Below are 19212 nucleotides of genomic sequence, written 5' to 3' on the forward strand. Positions count from 1 at the left end.
ACGACCGAACCCATGCCCCACTTCCGCCCACAACACACTGCGTCATCCCGGAGGGCGACAGAACCACATCACCCCTCCCCCCCATGCACCAACAACCCACAGCAGGCCAATCATCAGGCTGATACCCAGACAGCAGATCCCCCGAAGTTGGGACTTACGCGCCGCATTCATCGCCGCAACCGCCCAGATTCCGCACCACACCATCCCGCCATACCCCAGCCAGACCGCCGGCGGCGCATACCCCATGGCGCTGACCCACCACACGGCAAAGGCGCAGACAGGTCCGCCCTGCCACACCGTCGCCCACACCGACAGCTCCCCCCGAACAAACCGACAGAACCACACCGGTTTACGGCCGAACAGGACTCGGCGGCGCACGCCCGGCACCCCGCGAACCACACCAATCATGCATATCGTCACAACCCCCAGGGAGCAGGCCATCAGCCACCATAGGCGAGCGTCAGTGAGGCACGTCATGAACCACGACTCGCAACACCCCCGCCAGACGTTGCCAGGCCTCTCCCGGCAACAGCGGCACGCCGCTCCCGAGTAGTGACGGCGGAATGGGGACAAAGGTGTCATTCCCCAGGAATACCTGCAGCTCATACATCCACCGCCGCACTGCCCAGTCCGCCGAGTCCAGGACCACAGCCAGCCAGTCGCCACCAGACACCACCAGGAGCACACCGGCCGCAATGAACGCACACGGCAACAGCCACGCCTGCAGCCACTGCCACAACACCACACGAAGCACAGCGCCCTTGCGCACGTTATGCATAAAGATGCCCCCCCAGGCCAGCGCCAGTACGCCCCCCACCCCAACCATGACAGGCCAGAGCCAGTGATCCACCTCCAGAAATGAGTGGGCAGAGAGCACCGACCAGAACGACAACTGTGTAGCCATACGTCACCCCGACGTCCTCATTCACTCTCCGTCCTCGAACCAACTGGTGACAGCAGCGGCCGGGCCAGGAAAGTGGCGCGCATGTTGTGCAGCGCCTGCGATTTTTTTTGCCTCTCTCCCCGTGAGGCCTTATCCGGCGCGCGCCGACGCGACCTGGGCACGGACGCAGACTGTGGCGTCTCCGCCACCCCGGTCACTTGCAGGGTCAGGCACCGTATCCCGGCCGGGTTCACCTGCAGGTGGCGAACGCAGGTAATGACATCGCCATGCTCGCGCTGGATATAAGTCATCACGTCTGCCGCCCGACGAGGCGTGATCCGAAAGGCCTGGGATATATCGTCGCGCGAAAAGGGCGTCTTTTTTAATAATCCCCAATGCGCCACGGCAATATAGAGTGGTGGATTGACCAAATGGCTCAGGCACCGCGGTAATGTAAAATCCCCGTGATTGGATTGCCTGCCCAGGACACGCGCCGAGGATTTTGGAACACACTCACCGAACTCACCCAAAACCTCTTTTTCAGAAAGAATTGACTTGCGATCTTCAACATTTTTCATGATTAAAACCTCAAAAAACAGAATCGTCGGCGACACACAACAACCATTCCGCAAGTGGATATATTGAAACAACGATAAAAACACCGCGTTACTAACAACCCTGGTGAAGCAGTAAAAATAAAACAAAGCAGAAAAAAGAAGTCAGCTAGATCTATAAATAACAATCACTGCATAAAAAGGAAAGACATCCATGTCGAGTCATAACGGAATACTACACTACGCAGAACAATAATCCTCGTATGGAACATGGCAAAACGTTCCACTTCAGCGAAAACAGCCCTGGCACATACAATGACAATGCAAATTTCAGCAAGAGACTAGTGAACACAATCATGCCATTATAAAAAACAGGCAAATGCCAGCCCCCCAATAAACAGGATGCAGAATAAACAAGACCAGACAATCAAAGCTTACCTAAGAGAATCTTTACAAAAATGCTCCCAAACATAGCCACCCACTACCATCTATTACTGTATAACAACATTAACTTTTGCGTCGGACATCACATTGCCTGAGATCAGGGTTTTGTTTATATCATGACACAATGAAAAATAGATATTTTTGCTCTCAGCATTGTTTCCTGTCTGCAATGCAGAATCATTCATCTTAAAGTTAGGATGGGCCAAACCATCAAATCTCAAATCAGGACTTGAACACGACGCATCGGATGCAGTTGCACCACCGGTTATATAAATCCCGTCGATAGAAGTCCCAAGATATCCGATATATCCGTTGTAAAGCCCATACGACCCAGCCTCAAAAGTCAAATACATATTCTGTCCTGTGACAGAGGCATTATCGAAAACATTACAACTTGCCGATATATTGGTACTGGCAGATGCGAGTAAGGGGGGCGCACTGGGCGTCGTCACCACATCACCAAAACTTACCGCCGATGGTGGTGTTAAAGAACAAGTGGCAAGGGGCGGTAAAATCGTCACATTGTAAGTCCATGTCTTACTGTTCCCCCCGACACTCACCGTGACCGTTCCGGTATATTGGCCTGTATTATTAAAATCAGAATAACTGCCAGCTCCCGCCCAAGCGCCAACCTGTGCGCCCGTTAACGAACCTCCGGTGAGACCCGTGTACATTTTGGATGAGTCAACACCTTCTGGCCGTGCCGGGGCCAGCCAGTTGAGTGTTGGTGGTGAATACGTGAACGTATCAGGCACGCCATCATACAAGGTCTTAGCGATTATCCCCACTTTGCCTGACGGTTTTATGGAAAGGCCTGAGATGGCATAATTACTTTTCGGATCGGCATCATTTACATACCCAAGCAGTGCAAATACCGGAGGCGGGTTGACGAAAACCCCCCCCTGGCAGACTTTATCAGTACTTGTTACGCCTGTTTTTGAAATGCAGATCAACGGCAGCGTATCACCTGATGCTGCCACCACATTCCCATCTGAGGTGGAATACTTAACAGATATAAGTGATCCGGGAGAATAATTCTGCCCGACCGCCGCATTGTCGACTGGCCCAAGCGTTTGCATGTCAATGAGGCCTTGCTGTGACCATCTGCCGTTCAGTGTGATAGTATCAGCCATCACAGGAAAAGACTCGACAGCCATTAACATCAGTCCCAGACTACCAAAAAAATATTTTCTTTTTTTAGGTTTGAATAACCATTCGGATAAACACATAAGATCAACCTCAAAAGATAAATCGTCTTCATTCTCTGTCAGCTGTCGTGCTACGCATAACAATCTGACTGTACGTATTTTCAGATTGATGACGTTACGGGTGTAGACCGATCACCATTTTCATCAATAATTTGCCATATCACACTGCTCCCAACCGATGGCAAACTGTATACCACCTCACCAAAAGGTGGCACCATGCGTTTAAGGACATTTTCGGATAAAGCATGACCGCCAACCTGGAGAGAATAAAAGGTTATCCAGTAAGGGGTCGGATTACTCACTTTCAATGCGTCGCCTGTCCGGAAAAATCTTAATTCCTTTGAAGCGCTGGCAACCTTGCCATTCTTGAGTGCTTCCGGTCGATAAAACAGTTTCACGTTATACGTCATAACGACATTCGCACGAGACGTTGACACACCGGTTTCTTTTTCTGCCGGGATAAGCTTAAAAGAAAGCAAATAGACACTTTCGCGATCTTTCACCGGCACGGGCTTAACTTTTATGACCTGAAAACCATAACGACCATCCGGCATGGCTTTAACCAACGGTTGTTTCAGGAAAAACGGCGTCGACTCATTTAGCACCGTGCCAGTGACCGGATCTAATCCTCTGACCCAGGCTTGTACTAGATAATTTTCACCTGCATCCTGTCTTAGCGTTACACCAACCTGACGTGCTCCCTCAGGATAAATGTAACGCGTCCGATCCGTCCCAATACCGCCCCTGCTCCGATCCTGCTGGTTGGCATGTGCCATGTCGATACCGCTCACCATGGCGACAAATAACAACGATGTAAACAACCACATTCTGCATTGCATAGGCCATATCCTTGTCTATTACTGACAAACCGCAGTAACGCTGACCGGAACATTATCCGTCCGCTCAGACGTCAGGTGGTATGGAACACCACAACGCTCATCCGCACCACTCCCCCATTGCAGGTTAAGTCGTCCTTCATCCGGCAATCCTGTCATGAATAGCTGTCCGTCGTCTCCCACGATCCCGTTTGCCGCCTTCTGACCCTCATCAAGATTATGAGTGTCCAGAACGGCCATGGCCCCAAACGGTACAGGCTTCCCTTGATATGTCAGGTTCAACATCGCCTGACGCCCTACCTGAGTCCGATAATCAGCCATGACCACGGCCCCTCGCGTCGGGATCACACGTGCAGATGTCAGATCCATCGCCACATCGTTACCCAGATTGGACGGATCGAGCCCGACCTCCGTGCTTCGATAAGGCGTGAGATACGGCACAATCGCATAACCACGCCAGTCAGTTGCCACACCGTTCTGGTTAGTCACCTTCACTCCAGATGCCCCCGGAGCACGGACAATGGCAATGGTTTCACCTGGCTCCTGACCCAACGTAATCCCATGTGGATGAGCCACAATGCCACCGCTGAGGCCATAGGTAAGCTGTTGTTGATTTTTGCTGTAGTTATAGCCACCCGATACCGACCCCGCACTGCCGTTATAAACAGCGCTCAGACTACCACCATACCCTTGCCCCTGGTTGCCCACACTCTGATCAACGTTATAACTCAGTTGGTTATCGCTGAGCGCAGTGCCATTAAGCCCCGCATGCTGAACCACTTTATGATCTTGATCTGAATTCACGCTATAACTCAGGTTCATATTACGAGCGAGAGAGGTATTATCTCCGGCCAGGAAACGATTCAACGGTACTGACACGTTAAAACCCACGCGCCGATCTGTTCGCTTGTCACTGCCTGCGTCACTATTTTTGGCCTGGCTCAACGATAAGCCATAGCTGATGCCAGATATTGTCGTGTTATAACCTGCGTTATATGTACGTTCGCTCCCCTCACGCTCCCAATAATCACGCTGCGTGCCCGAAAGATAAAGAGAACCGAAATCCCCCAGTGCCTGATTGAGAGTGACGTTAAATTCGCTGCGAGGACGATAAGAAGCCCCATTAGTGTTATCATCCCGCTCATCACGGTATGTATTCGCATCCTGAAAGCTGTAATACCCTTTGGTGGAATAACGATAGGCAGCCATCGTCAGTGTCGTGCCTGTTTCCAGCATGCTTTTGGAATAGCGGATACGATAAGACTGCCCCTGGGACTTATCACGCGACACCGGGGTCGCATTTGCCTGCGTGGCATCCGCAGAAATGCCCCCCCATTCCCCCAGACTGACACCAAGACCGACAACAGCAGCCCGATAATACTGAGCGGCTAACACGCCAAGATACGGGGTCATATCATGCGGCATGCCATATATCAGAGTGCCTTGTACAAACTTGGCTTCACGCAGACTATTATTACCGCTGTTACGTAGTTCACCGGTCGTTACCGAATACTTAACCTGACCTTCCCGCTGCATGATCGCAACCGACGAATAGGCCTGGGTAAAATGCCGCTCCGTCCCATCTTTCTCTTTCACGGAGACAACCAAATCCCCACTGTCAGAAGAGGGATATAAATCCTTTATCGTAAAGGGCCCAGGAGGGACATACGTCTGATAAACGACGTTACCGTTCTGCCTCACCGTCACTTGGGCATTGGTGTTCGCCACGCCTCGTATGATCGGTGCAAAGCCGCGCAGGCTGTCAGGCAACATGCCCTGGTCAGAAGCAAGCTGAGCGCCACGAAACGGGATACTGTCGAACACATCACCCGGGGTGGTATACTCACCGGCAACAAACTCGCCCTGCAAAGGTTTCACATCATGCGCAAGAAACGTGTTGATGTTGTTGAAATGCGTCTGCGAACCCTGCCCTCCCCAGCCGCTATTGCGTGTCCAGGTCGAATAGTTTCGCAGGCGCCAGCCCTGAAAGTTAAGCCCGCTGCGCAAGTTGGCAAATTGCTCATCAGAATCGCCCATCAAGGTGTTATCACCACGGTTGCTGGTATGATTACCGGTGATGTTGTAATCCAGCAGTGCCGCAGGTACCCCTTCATCCCAACTGTCAGGATCAACATATCCCTGCGCCTGCGTCATCATCAGGGCCTGTGGGATACTGATGTTCAACCGCTGTTGCGAAAAATCAAAGTGCGCAGTGGCCGACGGCACATATTTGTCTAGAGGCAACAACATCGTCGTCCGCGCTACGCCATTCAGTGCCGGGATCGCCGCTGCATTGAGCCCATAATTGGAATAATCTTTTAACGATAAAGATGGGAGCAATTCAGTATCTGAACCCGCCACAAATGCAATATTTCGCGAGGTCATATATTGACCGTTCACATAAACGTCCACGCGATAGGTGCCGGGTAATTGCCCACCGGCCTCAAAGCGTGACAAATCGACATTGGAAGACGTGGGGTTTGCAGGGCCATTATTTCCCAAAAGGGCTGGGTTGAAATACTCCCGCGCTTCCACAGCCATCCCATTTAATGACAATGAAATGCACAAGAATATTCTGAATGACAGGATGGACAAACGAAAATGCCCGCTGCAACATTCAACATGTTTCAGTCTGCTCATGAGAAAAAAAGTCCCCACTAAAAAGAATAAAATGTTAATTGAGAATTCAGCTACTAAAGCGAAACTTTTATTCTCGGTGTCACCCCACCAAACTCATCAATTGTCTGATAATCAATGCTTCCAGATGTCCCAGAAGGCAATGGATACGCATGACTCCCAAACGGAGGTACCATATCCCGAATATTGTCAAGTTCACGACCACCAACAGAAATTTTACTAAACGTGATATAATACGCTGTGGGATTCTTGACCGTTAACGTACTTCCGGTACGGGAAAACGTGAGTTGCTTATAGGCTTCCGTTGAAACACCTGGCAAGCCATTAGGTCGGTAAAACAGCTTGATCATGTTTGTATAAGAAAATGATACCGTGTTGCTGTTTTTATCTTTCTCTGCAGAAGCGGGGATCGCCTTGGCATTGAAAAAAAAGACAGACTCTTTATCTTTAGGAAACGCATTCCCGGTAGGAATGACCTTCACATAATTATCACCCGTCCCTTGGCGATATAAGGGAGGCGTCACCACAAAAGGCGGTTTACCTCCATATAATGATGCATCATCTTTATTATAAAAGGACACCCAGGACTGAATCAATAACGGAACGTCGGATGAATTTTGAATTTTTATCCTAGCGTCCTTACCTTCAGTAACCACCAGGCGTGTCTTGGATAATGAATACCCCCCAGAGGCATATGTGAAAAATGAGAACATGGACAACACAAAGGCCACAACAATAAAATGTGATCGAGACTTAATCATAATTCACCTGTAGATCCTCCTCCACTACGGATAAATCAGTGGTGGAGGAGAAAGATAAAAATAATATTATGGTGAAACAACCGTTACGTTCATTACTGACGCGATAGTGCCCACACCAACAGCCGCAGCAGCTTTATAGAGATTCGCTTCTGCATCGATGGTAGCCTTACCCGCAGTAATAGCAGCAGAAATCAAACCAGCCGGGGCAATACGTGTGACCTTGCCTTTTTCGTTAATACCAACCAATACCCCCGTGGAGGTCCCGGTGTTCGTCAGATAATCCGTGGTAGTTGCCTGAGGAGTGTAATCAAAACGGATTGACGCATTACCCGTACCTGGGCAATCGGTAACATCAAACGTCAACGGCTGAGTCGAACCCGGAATTTTATCGTTTACTGCCGCCGAAGTGAGTGTCGACGCATCCACATCAGCAAATGTGATTGTCTTAGTCAGCTCACTTTGCGTAACCGTACAAGTTGTAGTAACCAAGGACCCTTCAACAGTCAGTTGCCCCGAATCACTCGCAGCCTCTGCCCCTGCGCAAACCACAAAGTTCGCAGCTAACAACATCACTTGTATGAGTTGTTTTTTAGTATTAGCAAGTTTCATTTGATTTAACCTTTAACCTTTAACTTTTAAATTAAAAAAAACGATACGTAATTAAATATACTCTACCGTTAAGTTAACTGGGAAAGACAGGGTTCCTGTTGACGCAGTTCCAAGCCCCTTAAATTGGATTCCTTTTAGATTAACCGTGCCCTCTCCATTAACTATATTAGTGTCCCATTTCGCACCAGTTCTAACAACTGCATACCCTACAGTATTAGGGGCTGTAGCGTCATGCCCGAGGGACATGACGACAGTATCGCCAACAGTTCCGGTGTTGCGAACGAATCCATAGTGAGGATTTCCCCAACCAGATTCAGTAAAGGTTACTGTAGTTGTTAATTTCGTCAGTGATGCTGGGCAGTGTGTAAATAAGAAATCCTTGGACCATGGACGAAAAGGACTGGTAATCTCATTAAGGCCAACAGTTCCAAGCTCAACTTTCGCAGAGGCGAAATCCGTTGGCGCAACGCAGGTGCTACTATTAACCAAGCCGTTAAAAGTAATAGTGCCACTTGCACCATCACCCGCATAAGCCCCTGCGGATAAGCAACTAGTAGCCGCTAGGGCCAGTGCAAAAAAATTTTTTTTCATTTCAGTTTTCCTAATACTATTGGATAGACACCTACCGACCACAGCAAACAGTTGGTAGCTTATTGCTGGTCCTCCCCCACATCCTCTTACGGTCAAATGGTTGTCATTTAGGACCATTTTGACAACCTTGGTTACTGATTGGGGTTTTGTGCTGAAAAATGGGAGGTGACGGGGGCTATCGCCAACAGAATGATTAACGGCAATATTTTATACTTTCGAAAAGAAAACTCAGGAGTAGGGAGGGAGAATGAAGCGTGAAATGAGCACAATGCAAAACAGGGAAGTGATTAGCAATTGCAACTATTTCATGATGTTATCGATTTTCTTTGCGAGTATTTTTTCTTTTTTTACAAATGGATGCATTTTGTTTGGGAATTTATTATCTTTTCTCTGTGCAAAAATGGCGATGGTGACTAAGCTAGTTGACAGTTTGGTCCTAAATGTAACTTTTTGTGTTTATTTTTTAATCGCCAAACGTCTTTAAATCGCTCCGCATTACTGGCCGTATACCGCACCGTATGGCGGATATTGCGGTGACCCAGGTAGTCCTGTATCAGCCGCGTGTCCACTCCCCGGTCCGCCAGCGCAAAACCGCACGCATGGCGCAACATGTGCGGATGCGAAACTACAGCAAGATTGGCCTTTTTACCCAACCCGCTAATCAACTGATAAACGCGCTGACGCGTCAACGGCCCTCCCTGCCTCGACAAAAACAGCCAGTCGCTTTCCGCGCCTTCCCATTGCTTTCGTATCTTCACCCAGGCTTTTATCGCCCGGATTTCATTGCTCAGTAACGGGTGGTTGGTACTAAATCCGTTTTTCATGCGCCGTATGTACAAACTGCCGTGCTTCAGATCCAAATCGGACACCCGCAACCGACACGCCTCACTGACACGAAAACCGTGGATAAAACTCATGTATAAAAAGCAATAATCCCGTTCGGGATTACCGCTCTGTTTTGCCATGTCCAGCATGCTTTCCACCTCCGTTTGCGTTAAGTGCTTGCGCTTCGTCATTATACCTCTCCAGAAATATTGATTTATATTGCAGTTTTTTTCGTCCCAGACCTAAGACAGGTGATTATCCATTGAATGACGCCAGGCAACAACCCTCCAAACAATAAGGCATGCCACTCAAATTTGGCCCTCATAAATATCGCAACGCGTCAATACACGTAGCCAAATGACACGTCTTCACCTTCACCATCGGCCCCGTGCACCATGAACAGCGTTCTCCTCAGGACAAAATCCCTCTTGCGCCGGAGACACTGCGGTCTGCCATAACCGCTTCTCCTGCTACAACATCCTGATGTTAACATCTCTGAACGTGGCAGGCGGAAATACGTGATTATTTCTCATTAAGCAAAACAGGCTTTTCGGCTGGTGCATTAAATCATTTGACAAGATAACACCACCGTGATTACGGTGCTAAAGATTAAAAACTCAATACCACCGAGTTCAATTTAAAAAATAGAAATATTCTTTTTTTTAATTTCGCAATCAAACTCATTACATAATCTACTGTGACATATGAACAGTAGGCAGTACTCATGTCATACTTAAACTAACTGATGAGGATAATATCATGACAACGCCATTCGCATGGGACCCAAATGCCAATCAAACATACATGTCTAATTATGGTTCGCAAACCCTGCAAGGAGAAGGTCGCACGTTTGACAAACTCTACAACAGAAGTTTCACGATGTCTGCCCCCGGCTGTACGTTGACGCTAAAGGGAGACCGGAATATTCCGGACAACGAAGTGGCGTGGCCACGCGCCGTCTCTAGCGGAGACGACATTACACACATCCTGGTGCAACAAGGGACACTAAAGCTGATGGATATCGGCAAAGCTAATTTAGGCTATCTCGACAACGCCGGCGATACCATAGTTCGACATTTAGACCTTGAGGTAGCCAGTCAGTTGACAGTTGACGCGAGTTTAGTTTATTTCGGCCAAATGCAAGTAACGGAGGTCGGAAAACCCCAACCTCAAATCAGCATTTATAACAATGGTATATTTAATGTAAATGCCGAAGCCGAAATATGGTTTACTTCAGGCACGATGCTTGCCAGAGACAACGCCTCGGTCACGATGTCATCGATTATCGTATCGGCCCAGCGCAATGAAAATCTTTGGGGGTGTAAAGATGTCCCACCTGTATTTAGGTTGTCTTCCGGGACTCCCTCGTTCACGTTTAAACGCGCAAAAAGCGATGTTCTGGTGTTTGATTTTCTCACGCGAACATATGAAAAGGGATTATTCTATTTTGATACCCAACAAGGCATCAACCGTGGGAAATTTATTATTGAGGGCATAGGAAACACGTTTCAATACAACGCCCTTGTAAACAAGGGGCTTGTTTCGATTGATGGCAATACCGACCTCAATTATGTGGATAGTCGCCTCAAGCAATCTAATTACGTTAATGGTAATTTAGTGCTTGAGCTAAAATGATATCAACTTACCCGCACTATCCATTCTGTTGACCATAAAAGGGCCTGGGAGTTCTTCCCTGCCCCTTCCATTATTACGGCGGTGAAAGCGTAACACAAGCCCCCCCCCCCCCGCCAGGCTATTTATTTCTCAGAAAGGCACTCCAGCTTCACCATCGACAGTAAATCCCCCACCACGTTGCCGAAACCAGTCACACGGAACCGGCTTTCGCAACTCTAACAGCACATACACTGAATTGAGAAATACCAAACGCACTCTCAATTCTCAGATGGGTGCATAAAAGAGCCCACAAGAGGCATTTGTGGGCTAAAGGCTTCTCTGGAAGAACATTTTTGTAGTTATACACACAACGCGATTAAAGACTGAAAATGGAAGATGTGGCGAGTCAAGAAAAAAAGCCCGAACTGGGAACGGGCTGGAACACCTCAAGGAGAAGTTAAATACAGCAATGCAACCTAAACATCGGAACGAGAGAGCCTGTACATAAGATTGTTTACAGGCTAACGCGGGTGCATGGGCCTGTAATTGTCGTAAGTAATCCACAATATGACAATAAACCACGTGTACCACTGTGAGTTAAAAAATTAACTGAACGCGCTTACATTAGCGCTCTTTGGTAATTATCATAGTTTGCGTCGTAAAATCACCTCTCTGCACATTTTGAGCATACCCAACTTTAAATTGTCCATCCGTTCGCATGTCAATAACCCGACCATCGAGAGAGAAGGTCCCCCTCTGATTTAAAAGCGACAGAGTAAATGCACTGGCCGAAGGCATATCAATAGCAACGGTCCCCTTGCTGGATGAAGCGAAATCAATAATCCCTTTAGGATACGTGGCTTCAGCATCACGGCTTTGTAGTGGGTCCCCTCCCACAGAGTACGCCATTATATTAAGCTGAGGGGCCCCATCAAAAATAGAAACTCTCCATTGATCCCTTGTAACCATTATATTGTTTGTTGTGAGGTTTAATACAGATCCGCCATGTAATTCACTCAAGCTATCGTGAGGAACAACCGTAGGAGTAAAAATATCTAACTTAGCACTGTCATAAGTGGAAAATCGACCACCCCACTCGAAAATCCCACTGGATAAGCTGAGCATCGATGTATCATTCATTTCAACACCCACAGAACCACTCGTGCCTTCGTTGGATACAGTACTTATCACGCTATTCACCGTTATCTTCATTGAACCATCACGCTGTAATGTCAGTTTGAAAGGCCGCTGCTGCCCTATGAAAACACTCATATTACTCGTGTAAGAAAACATTCCGGAGAAAATGTCAAACTCAGTCACCGTATCTGCCAGTTCATTTGGATCATTGGGGGCAACTGGCCAAAAAACACCAACACTATCTTTCAACTTCAAAGATTTTCCAACGGCATCCATAATAAAGCCGGCACCGATATTTTTATTAAAATCGGAGTCGGTTTCAGTCTTGTCACCACATTGTTGCTCATAAACCTGAGTTTCATTTGCATCCCATGTAGTATATATTTTAGCCATTTAACTCTCCAGATATTACCCTTAGAAATAGGAATATTAACTATCAAAACGGGTGTTAAATAATTGCAAATATATTCAGCTAAAACATGACAAATGTCACAGTGTCATGCCCCCCCGAAAGCAACTATAAGTTACGTATACTGGGAGTAAAAATTCCGGTGGTTAGCTAGTGCTCGTTATGGGAGGAGCTGGCCGGCGCCGATCTCCGGCTTGCTGCACTTTCTCAGGACACTGGTATTGTTCGGTAGCTATCCGTTACATATAAGCCGGTAGAGTCTTAGGGCGTGGTGCAAATTAGCCAGGTTTTTGAGAAAGATAACCAGCGTTTTGCTAAATTCTCTGCCACTTTTGATGGCCAGATATTAGTTAATTACTCTAAAAACCGTATTACTGAAGTGACATTGGAAAAAGAGACACAATTGCAACAGGCCATTAATGCGATGTTTTCAGGCAAAGAAGATTAATCACACTTAGTATAGAGCTGTGTTACACGTTGCTTTGCGTAATCGCAGCAATATGCCAATTTTTGTTGATAACCAGAATGTGATTACTCTATACTTAGGGTTAACATCACTATTAACAGAATATCCCAATGAAAAACAGAGCAATTTTTATCGTAATTTTCTTAGGATTAATGATCATTAATCCTATCTTTGGCTTAGCTGCTGCGCCTAGTGCTGTGAAAACAGGCAATACCACAGCAAGCAAAGGGGCTGAACCGCCGCCGTTGAATTTATCGGAAGACTACAGTCTAGTATTTTTGTAAGCGATGAGATGGTCTTCCCTCTCCTTCACGGCAGCACCCATTTGCGCCATGATGGATAAACTTTAATCAGGAAAAAGTAAGAGGGATACCATGTCTCAAGTGAAAATCACCGGCATCGTTCTGGCTAAAACAAACTTTTATCTTTTCAGTATCAATGCCTATGGGAAACCAGTTGGAAAGATGAAACTTTCACGTAGCAACTTACTCAACTGGCTGGTTCAGCAACCACCGATGACTGTTGCCATGGAAGCATGTGGAGCATCGCATCACTGGGCCCGGGAGATACAAAAACTCGGTCATACAGCGATATTGCTTCCGGCTCAGTATGTCAGAGCCTATCAACGACGCCAGAAAAATGATTATAACGATGCACAGGCAATTGCTGAGGCTTGCCAGCATGGAACTATCCGACCCGTACCTATAAAAACGCTTGATCAGCAGGATATTCAGACGTTTTTAAAAATGCGTCAGCTGATTTCAATGGAAAGGACACAACTGATAAATCACGTACGTGGGCTTCTTGCTGAATATGGCATTGTGCTGAATAAAGGCGCAACAGAACTACGCCGAACGTTACCCGCGCTACTTGAGGATGCTGAAAATGAACTCACTGACGCTATGAGAGCATTGTTGCATCGACAGTATACCCGGCTGATTACATTGGATGATGAACTGGAATGGTGTAACACCGAGCAGAAGAAATACGTTCACCAGGACCCTGTGTGCCAAAGGCTGTTGGCTATTCCAGGATTCGGCCCTTTGGTCAGCCAGGTGATAAAAAGCTGGATGGGTGATGGTAAACAATTTAAACGAGGAAGAGATGCCTCTGCTGCTCTGGGGTTGGTCCCCCGACAATTCACAACCGGTGGTAAGCAGGTTTTGTTGGGGATAACAAAATGCGGTAATCAGTACGTGAGATCCATGCTGATACATGGTGCAAGGGCTTGTTCAGGTCTGCTGAAAAAACTGACCTGCTTAGTGTGTGGGTTCACCGTATTCGGGAAAAACGTGGGTTTAACCGAGCAGTTGTCGCCCTTGCAAATAAACTACTACTGATCTCCTGGGTAATTATCGCCCGTAATGAATTATATTTACCAGCAACACTGAAAAATCAGTAAGTTATGCTATGTAGTACAATAAACGCTAACCTGAAATTGTGAAGAATGCAGAAATGATGAAAAACAGGTCAGACCGGCGTTCCAAAAACCTGCAATATGTGACAGCCCACTCAGGCCGTATAAGCGATAAGGACGGAATGCGCGAATGTCTCATCGAGGCCAGAAGCCAAAGCGTCATCAACAGGCCGGATATACGAAAGCAAACCTGTCACTTTCATTATAACTGTGCTCTTGCAATCCATATACGTCACATTTGAACCGTATTGACGCTTAGGATGAGGTGAGTTCGACTTTCCAGGGCAACAGATCTCATACACGATTCGCCGGCCAGTTATCGGGACGATGCTTCAGGGTATATAAGTGCGCACGCGAGACCTGAAGACAGCGGCTGACGAAGCTCAGTCGCCATCCCCGGGCAATAAGGGCGCGTGCGCTATCCACTTTTTGGGCGACCATACTCGACAGCTTCCTTCAGCAGCTCGTTCTCCATGGTTTTTACCCAGCAGGCGCTGTAGCTCTTTGATTTGTTTAACCGCCGCAGCAAGTTCTGAGGCGGGAACAACATCTTAGCCAGCCATGATTGCGGTGAAGCTACCTTCCTGGTACTGCTTTCGCCAGGCGAAGATCTGGTTTGCATTTAACCATGAAGCCGTGCGACATGGGATACCGTCATGCCAGGCTGAAGCGTTTCCTGGACAATGGATATTTTTTCCTGTGGAGAACGGCGCCTGCGGCGTTCTGGTCCGAGCAACTCTTCGATCATGCTTATCACCTAATTATCGAATGACTAGTTTAAGACTAGTCACTAATTTAAGGTGGGTCGAAGTGTCTGGAGACTCAGGGGGCCAGTCTAGTTTTTGCATAACTGTGAAATTGTAAACTGCCTACATCTGCAAGGATTCAGCATAACGGATTTACGATTAGTTACCATTAATTAGTATTTTTGAGATTGTTCTTGATATGTTGCTTCCTGTGTATTTTTAATTTTATAGATGATAATGCAATGCTTTTTAGTTGACTGGCCACAGTTAGCACAAGTCACCACGTCGATATCATTCACGTTATAGATACTAATGCTGCAGTTACGATAAGATCTTTTTTGCAGCCAGAACATTTTAAATCTAACATGTACATGGTCACCGCTCCTTTTTGTGGATAACATTATTGATTTAGTGAGACCACATCGTAATCAGATCTGATTTTTCTCACAGGGGGAAAGATCCGTAACTCACTCTCAATAATCGTGGAAGGGATGTTTTTAATTGTCGTAACGAAAAGAGCAGGAGGTCAAGAAGTGTTTGCTAACAGCACCGTAAGGATAATCGAAAATGTGTAAGATAATGCTGCCAAGCTCAGGTTTTTCGTTATTACAATCATGTTCAATTGTATTCAATACATGGGGATGAGACTGAAGCATTGATAATTCCCACTACCACCTCAACAGCCTTTTTCTAAAGTTATCGTGAGTATGTAAAGATTTTGTAAACTCATCAAGCTCAACATTTCTTATTACTTTCGAATGAAATTGAAAACGAATTACATGCGTATTCAGATCAGCGATTCCGACCGCTTTTACAGTGTTGCTGATATTGATATTAAAACTCATGGATTCTTGCGTCCTTCTGAGAATGGATTCCGACCGTGCTCCGTCTGTGGGCGGCTGATCTCAATGGAGGGCTCGGAAACGGACTTTATGGGCTTTCTTGTTTTTTGGGGGGGAGGGGCTTTTTTAGTCTTCGTTATAGGTTTCGTGGGATGCTTAACCACGATATATTTGTATGCACTTGGGGCTGGGGGAAGTTCGGTTGTAGGGGCGGCTTGTATATAGCCACTCAGTATAAAAGATACAACCAAGAGTGAAAGTCGAAGAATATACATGGTGTTCCTTACAAATATTTTTATGCTCGGCACGTGAGAGTTGGGCTGTCAACGGACCAGTGTGCAAGCCACTACTCGTTTCGCAGAGTTGCTGGTTGGTGTGGGGAGCGTTGTGCTGAAAAAGTTGATGAAGCATATTCCGTCTCAAATCGACCGGACTGAGTCTGTATCAGATTCTGATGGGATCGCCATTAGTGTGTCAAAATGGCAGGGTGTTAAACTCGACCACTTGAAAACGGGAGCGTCCGTCATGAAGATTACAACGGTTGGTATCGATCAGATAAAAAGTGTCTTTCAACTCCACGGCGTCGATCCTCAGGGTAAGGCTATGCTTAAAAAACAGTTGCCGGGCTTAAAAATGTTGGCGTATTTTGCCAATCTTCCACCCTGTTTTGTTGGTATACAAGCGTGAGTTATTCTCCTAAAAAATTCTCTATGTATAATCAGAAGGTCGTGGGTTCAGTCGGTTCAACTGCACTCAAGATGAGGGCGAGCTGAATGCATGACAAAGGTAATTTATTGATTATAATTTTAAGCGTCGGGTATTCAGAATTTTCAAGGAAAAGTAATACAGATTTTTGTTGAGGTAAGGAGGGAGCTACATGATGAGGACTAATAGGTATCTTCACGAGATGGGCTAACCTGAATTCAGACCGTGCGGTGCAGGCGCAGCACAAGAGTGAACCACTATACTGCTGCGCCCGCTGTCAATTACTGTTTTTTCTTGTGATACTTTTTACCGTGGTGCTTTTTCTTACTGTGGTGTTTAACCTGCTTGGCCTGATGTTGCTGAACCTGTTTTATGGACACCGCCCTTTCTTCTGGTGCTTTTTGCAGCCCGTTCAGCGTGCTGTTAGCAACCGGGGCAATTGCTGCTGATGTATCAGCACTAGCTTTCGGCATTGGGGCCGCCACAGCCATCCCAAAACCCAACAGCGACGCCACCAACATACCAATTGATAATTGACGCATATCTTAACTCCCTTGTTAAATGTGAGATTACAGCCTGTTGCTGGGAGGTTATGGTCGTCAAGATGTCTTCTGCCCCCCTGCCATATAGATGGACTATCATTTAGATCTGAAGGAGACCGAAATTACTATGTTGGTACTCTGGTAATTGAAAATCCAGCCTATTTTGATAAACAACATGTGAGAGTTTAAAACATTTGTTGGTCCACTATTGGTAAGCGTACACCGAGGGCCGTATTGATGGGGATGTGTTATTCAGTTGGCGGTGTGATGCGCCAGGGTAGTAGTTCGTTGACCCGGTTGACCGGTCAGTCGGCGATGACGTCAAGCACATAGCGGAGGTAGCCTTCTGGATCCACGCTGTTCAGTTTGCACGTTCCGACCAGGCTGTACAGCAGTGCTCCCCGCTCACCATCATGGTCAGAACCGAAGAACAGGAAGTTTTTGCGACCCAGACAGACCGTCCGCAGGACATTTTCAGCGATGTTGTTGTCTGCTTAGGCCCAGCCATCGTCCGCATAGTACGTTAGTGCCTGCCACTGGTTAAGTGCGTACGCGAACGCCTTCGCCAGCTCGAGTGTCGCGACAGGGTTTTCATCTTTTCACGCAGCCAGCTTTCCAGGGATTTCAACAGCGGTTTCGTTCTTAGCTTACGTTCCGCAAGCCGCTGCTCTGCCGGCATTCCCCTTATATACGCCTCTATGGCGTACAACTGACCGATCTGCTTCAGGGCTTCTTCCGTCAGGGGTGGCGGGGTGCGGACATGCACATCGTGGATCTTTCGGCGGGCATGAGCCCAGCAGGCGGCTTCCGTTATTTGTCCATTGCGGTACAGCTTGTTGAACCCGGCGTTCGCATCTGCCTGCAGAACACCGCTGAAGCCCGCAAGATGGCTCTGCGGGTGGATGCCTTTTCTGTCCGGGCTGTAAGCGAACCACACCGCCGGCGCCAGCGCTGACCCGGCGTTTCGGGCGTCACGAACGTACGTCCATAAGCGCCTGGTCCTCGTTTTTTATTACCTGGCAACAGCACCGGAACAGGCGTGTCATCAGCATGGAGCTTGCCGTTAGTCAGCACATAGTTCTGAAGCGCTTCTTCCAGCGGTGACAGTACCCGGCAGTATGCATCGACCCAGCCCGACAGTAGTGAGCGGCTTAGTTCCACACCCTGGCGGCTATATATTTCGGACTGACGGTACAGTGGCGTGTGCTCTGCATACTTAGAGGTCAGTACGCGGGCCAGCAACCCCGGTCCTGCTATACCACGCTCGATGGGCAGCGAAGGCGCGGGAGCCTGCACGATGGCATCGCACTGAGTACAGGCGTATTTTCGCGTACAGTCCGGATAACCCGGAAGGCACTGCGCATCAGCTCCAGCTGTTCGACTGCATCCTCACCCAGATAATTCAGCAAGCCACCACATTTCGGGCAGCAGAGTTCTGCGGGTAATAACCGTTTTTCATCGCGGGGGAGTGATTCGGGGAACGGTCTGCGGGTGCGGGTCTGACGCAGCGGGCGCTGCACTGCCGGATCATCCCCCCGCCCCGTCAGCGTATCGCTTTCTTTCTGAAGCCGATTCAGGTTAGCTTCCATCTGCGCGATACGGCGGGATACCTTTTCGGAACGACTGCCGAAGTTCATCCGGCGGAGTTTATCCAGCAGTGCCTGCAGATGGTCTATTTCACGCACCCGGTTGCTCAGTTTTTCCTGCAGGGCGTGGATCAACGCTTCCTGTTCGGCCAGGCGCTGTTTCAGCAGAAGGATGTCGTCAGAAGAGGTGTCATTCATAAGTGGAGTGACCACGCTCCGGTAGACAGTTCCTGTCCTCACGGTGAGGCCTTTTCGAAGGCCTCCGGGCTGACGCCACCGAGGTGGCTGTGACGCAGGGCCCGGTTGTAGAACACTTCAATGTAATCGAAGATATCTGCCCGAGCCAGATCCCGAGTTTTGTATATTCGCTTCCTGATGCGTTCTTTTTTTAGTGAACTGA

General features: G+C 47.8%; 15 protein-coding genes and 4 pseudogenes. 5 read left to right on the plus strand and 14 right to left on the minus strand.

The annotated features are described in order from the left end of the window. Window positions 1-460: 460 nt before the first annotated feature. The 9 genes from ACJ8PN_RS24865 to ACJ8PN_RS24905 all read right to left on the minus strand — a co-directional run bounded on the left by ACJ8PN_RS24865 (window position 461) and on the right by ACJ8PN_RS24905 (window position 9539). Window positions 461-904 (minus strand): hypothetical protein, encoded by a 444-nt coding sequence (locus ACJ8PN_RS24865; protein ID WP_420277230.1) that lies wholly within the window; start codon window positions 902-904, stop codon window positions 461-463. A 17-nt stretch (window positions 905-921) separates the two neighbouring features. Beyond that, window positions 922-1497, minus strand: a complete 576-nt coding sequence (locus ACJ8PN_RS24870; RefSeq protein WP_420277231.1) for a CaiF/GrlA family transcriptional regulator — start codon at window positions 1495-1497, stop codon at window positions 922-924. 431 nt (window positions 1498-1928) lie between these two features. Next, window positions 1929-3110 carry a hypothetical protein gene (locus tag ACJ8PN_RS24875; RefSeq protein WP_442535339.1) on the minus strand — a complete coding sequence of 394 codons (1182 nt, stop codon included), beginning with the start codon at window positions 3108-3110 and terminating at the stop codon, window positions 1929-1931. An 80-nt stretch (window positions 3111-3190) separates the two neighbouring features. Beyond that, complete coding sequence (locus ACJ8PN_RS24880) at window positions 3191-3928, minus strand: fimbrial biogenesis chaperone (RefSeq protein ID WP_442535340.1); 738 nt, start codon at window positions 3926-3928, stop codon at window positions 3191-3193. An 18-nt stretch (window positions 3929-3946) separates the two neighbouring features. Beyond that, entirely contained in the window at window positions 3947-6565 is a 2619-nt protein-coding gene (locus tag ACJ8PN_RS24885) for a fimbria/pilus outer membrane usher protein (protein WP_442535341.1), read from the minus strand. 53 nt (window positions 6566-6618) lie between these two features. After that, the gene (locus tag ACJ8PN_RS24890) at window positions 6619-7323 is read right to left on the minus strand and encodes a fimbrial biogenesis chaperone (RefSeq protein ID WP_442535342.1); all 705 of its coding nucleotides are present in this window, start codon (window positions 7321-7323) and stop codon (window positions 6619-6621) included. 66 nt (window positions 7324-7389) lie between these two features. Further along, the gene (locus tag ACJ8PN_RS24895; RefSeq protein ID WP_442535343.1) at window positions 7390-7932 is read right to left on the minus strand and encodes a fimbrial protein; all 543 of its coding nucleotides are present in this window, start codon (window positions 7930-7932) and stop codon (window positions 7390-7392) included. 51 nt (window positions 7933-7983) lie between these two features. Next, window positions 7984-8523, minus strand: coding sequence for a fimbrial protein (locus tag ACJ8PN_RS24900; protein ID WP_442535344.1), 540 nt, complete (start codon window positions 8521-8523; stop codon window positions 7984-7986). 413 nt (window positions 8524-8936) lie between these two features. Further along, a complete protein-coding gene (locus tag ACJ8PN_RS24905) occupies window positions 8937-9539 on the minus strand; it encodes a tyrosine-type DNA invertase (RefSeq protein ID WP_420277238.1) in 603 nt (200 codons plus the stop codon). Between the two features lie 568 nt (window positions 9540-10107). Here ACJ8PN_RS24905 and ACJ8PN_RS24910 point away from each other — a divergent pair. Beyond that, window positions 10108-10983: a hypothetical protein gene (locus ACJ8PN_RS24910; protein ID WP_442535345.1), complete on the plus strand. Its 876-nt coding sequence runs from the start codon at window positions 10108-10110 to the stop codon at window positions 10981-10983. 603 nt (window positions 10984-11586) lie between these two features. On the opposite strand, the gene ACJ8PN_RS24915 is transcribed toward ACJ8PN_RS24910, so the two are convergent. Then, on the minus strand, window positions 11587-12492 hold the full coding sequence (locus ACJ8PN_RS24915) for a hypothetical protein (protein ID WP_420277240.1): 906 nt from the start codon (window positions 12490-12492) through the stop codon (window positions 11587-11589). Between the two features lie 287 nt (window positions 12493-12779). Here ACJ8PN_RS24915 and pgi point away from each other — a divergent pair. From pgi to ACJ8PN_RS24930, 3 genes and pseudogenes are all read left to right on the plus strand, one after another. Then, window positions 12780-13041, plus strand: a pseudogene (gene pgi / locus ACJ8PN_RS24920) (glucose-6-phosphate isomerase); the annotation flags it as partial. Window positions 13042-13084: 43 nt separating this feature from the next. After that, window positions 13085-13258: a hypothetical protein gene (locus ACJ8PN_RS24925; protein ID WP_420277493.1), complete on the plus strand. Its 174-nt coding sequence runs from the start codon at window positions 13085-13087 to the stop codon at window positions 13256-13258. Between the two features lie 90 nt (window positions 13259-13348). Further along, window positions 13349-14314 (plus strand): IS110 family transposase, encoded by a 966-nt coding sequence (locus tag ACJ8PN_RS24930; RefSeq protein ID WP_442535346.1) that lies wholly within the window; start codon window positions 13349-13351, stop codon window positions 14312-14314. 377 nt (window positions 14315-14691) lie between these two features. On the opposite strand, the pseudogene ACJ8PN_RS24935 reads toward ACJ8PN_RS24930, so the two are convergent. Further along, window positions 14692-15139 (minus strand): annotated as a pseudogene (locus tag ACJ8PN_RS24935) (transposase); the annotation flags it as partial. Window positions 15140-16504: 1365 nt separating this feature from the next. Here ACJ8PN_RS24935 and ACJ8PN_RS24940 point away from each other — a divergent pair. Further along, a pseudogene (locus ACJ8PN_RS24940) lies at window positions 16505-16663 on the plus strand (IS110 family transposase); the annotation flags it as partial. 302 nt (window positions 16664-16965) lie between these two features. On the opposite strand, the gene ACJ8PN_RS24945 reads toward ACJ8PN_RS24940, so the two are convergent. From ACJ8PN_RS24945 to ACJ8PN_RS24955, 3 genes and pseudogenes are all read right to left on the minus strand, one after another. Then, window positions 16966-17226 (minus strand): hypothetical protein, encoded by a 261-nt coding sequence (locus ACJ8PN_RS24945; RefSeq protein ID WP_420277242.1) that lies wholly within the window; start codon window positions 17224-17226, stop codon window positions 16966-16968. 305 nt (window positions 17227-17531) lie between these two features. After that, window positions 17532-19010: pseudogene (gene tnpC, locus ACJ8PN_RS24950) on the minus strand (IS66 family transposase). Window positions 19011-19048: 38 nt separating this feature from the next. Beyond that, window positions 19049-19212: IS3 family transposase (locus ACJ8PN_RS24955; RefSeq protein WP_442535348.1), on the minus strand; the 164-nt coding region annotated here is incomplete at its 5' end.

Source organism: Serratia sp. CY76391, assembly GCF_052166695.1.
Lineage (GTDB): Bacteria > Pseudomonadota > Gammaproteobacteria > Enterobacterales > Enterobacteriaceae > Serratia > Serratia nematodiphila.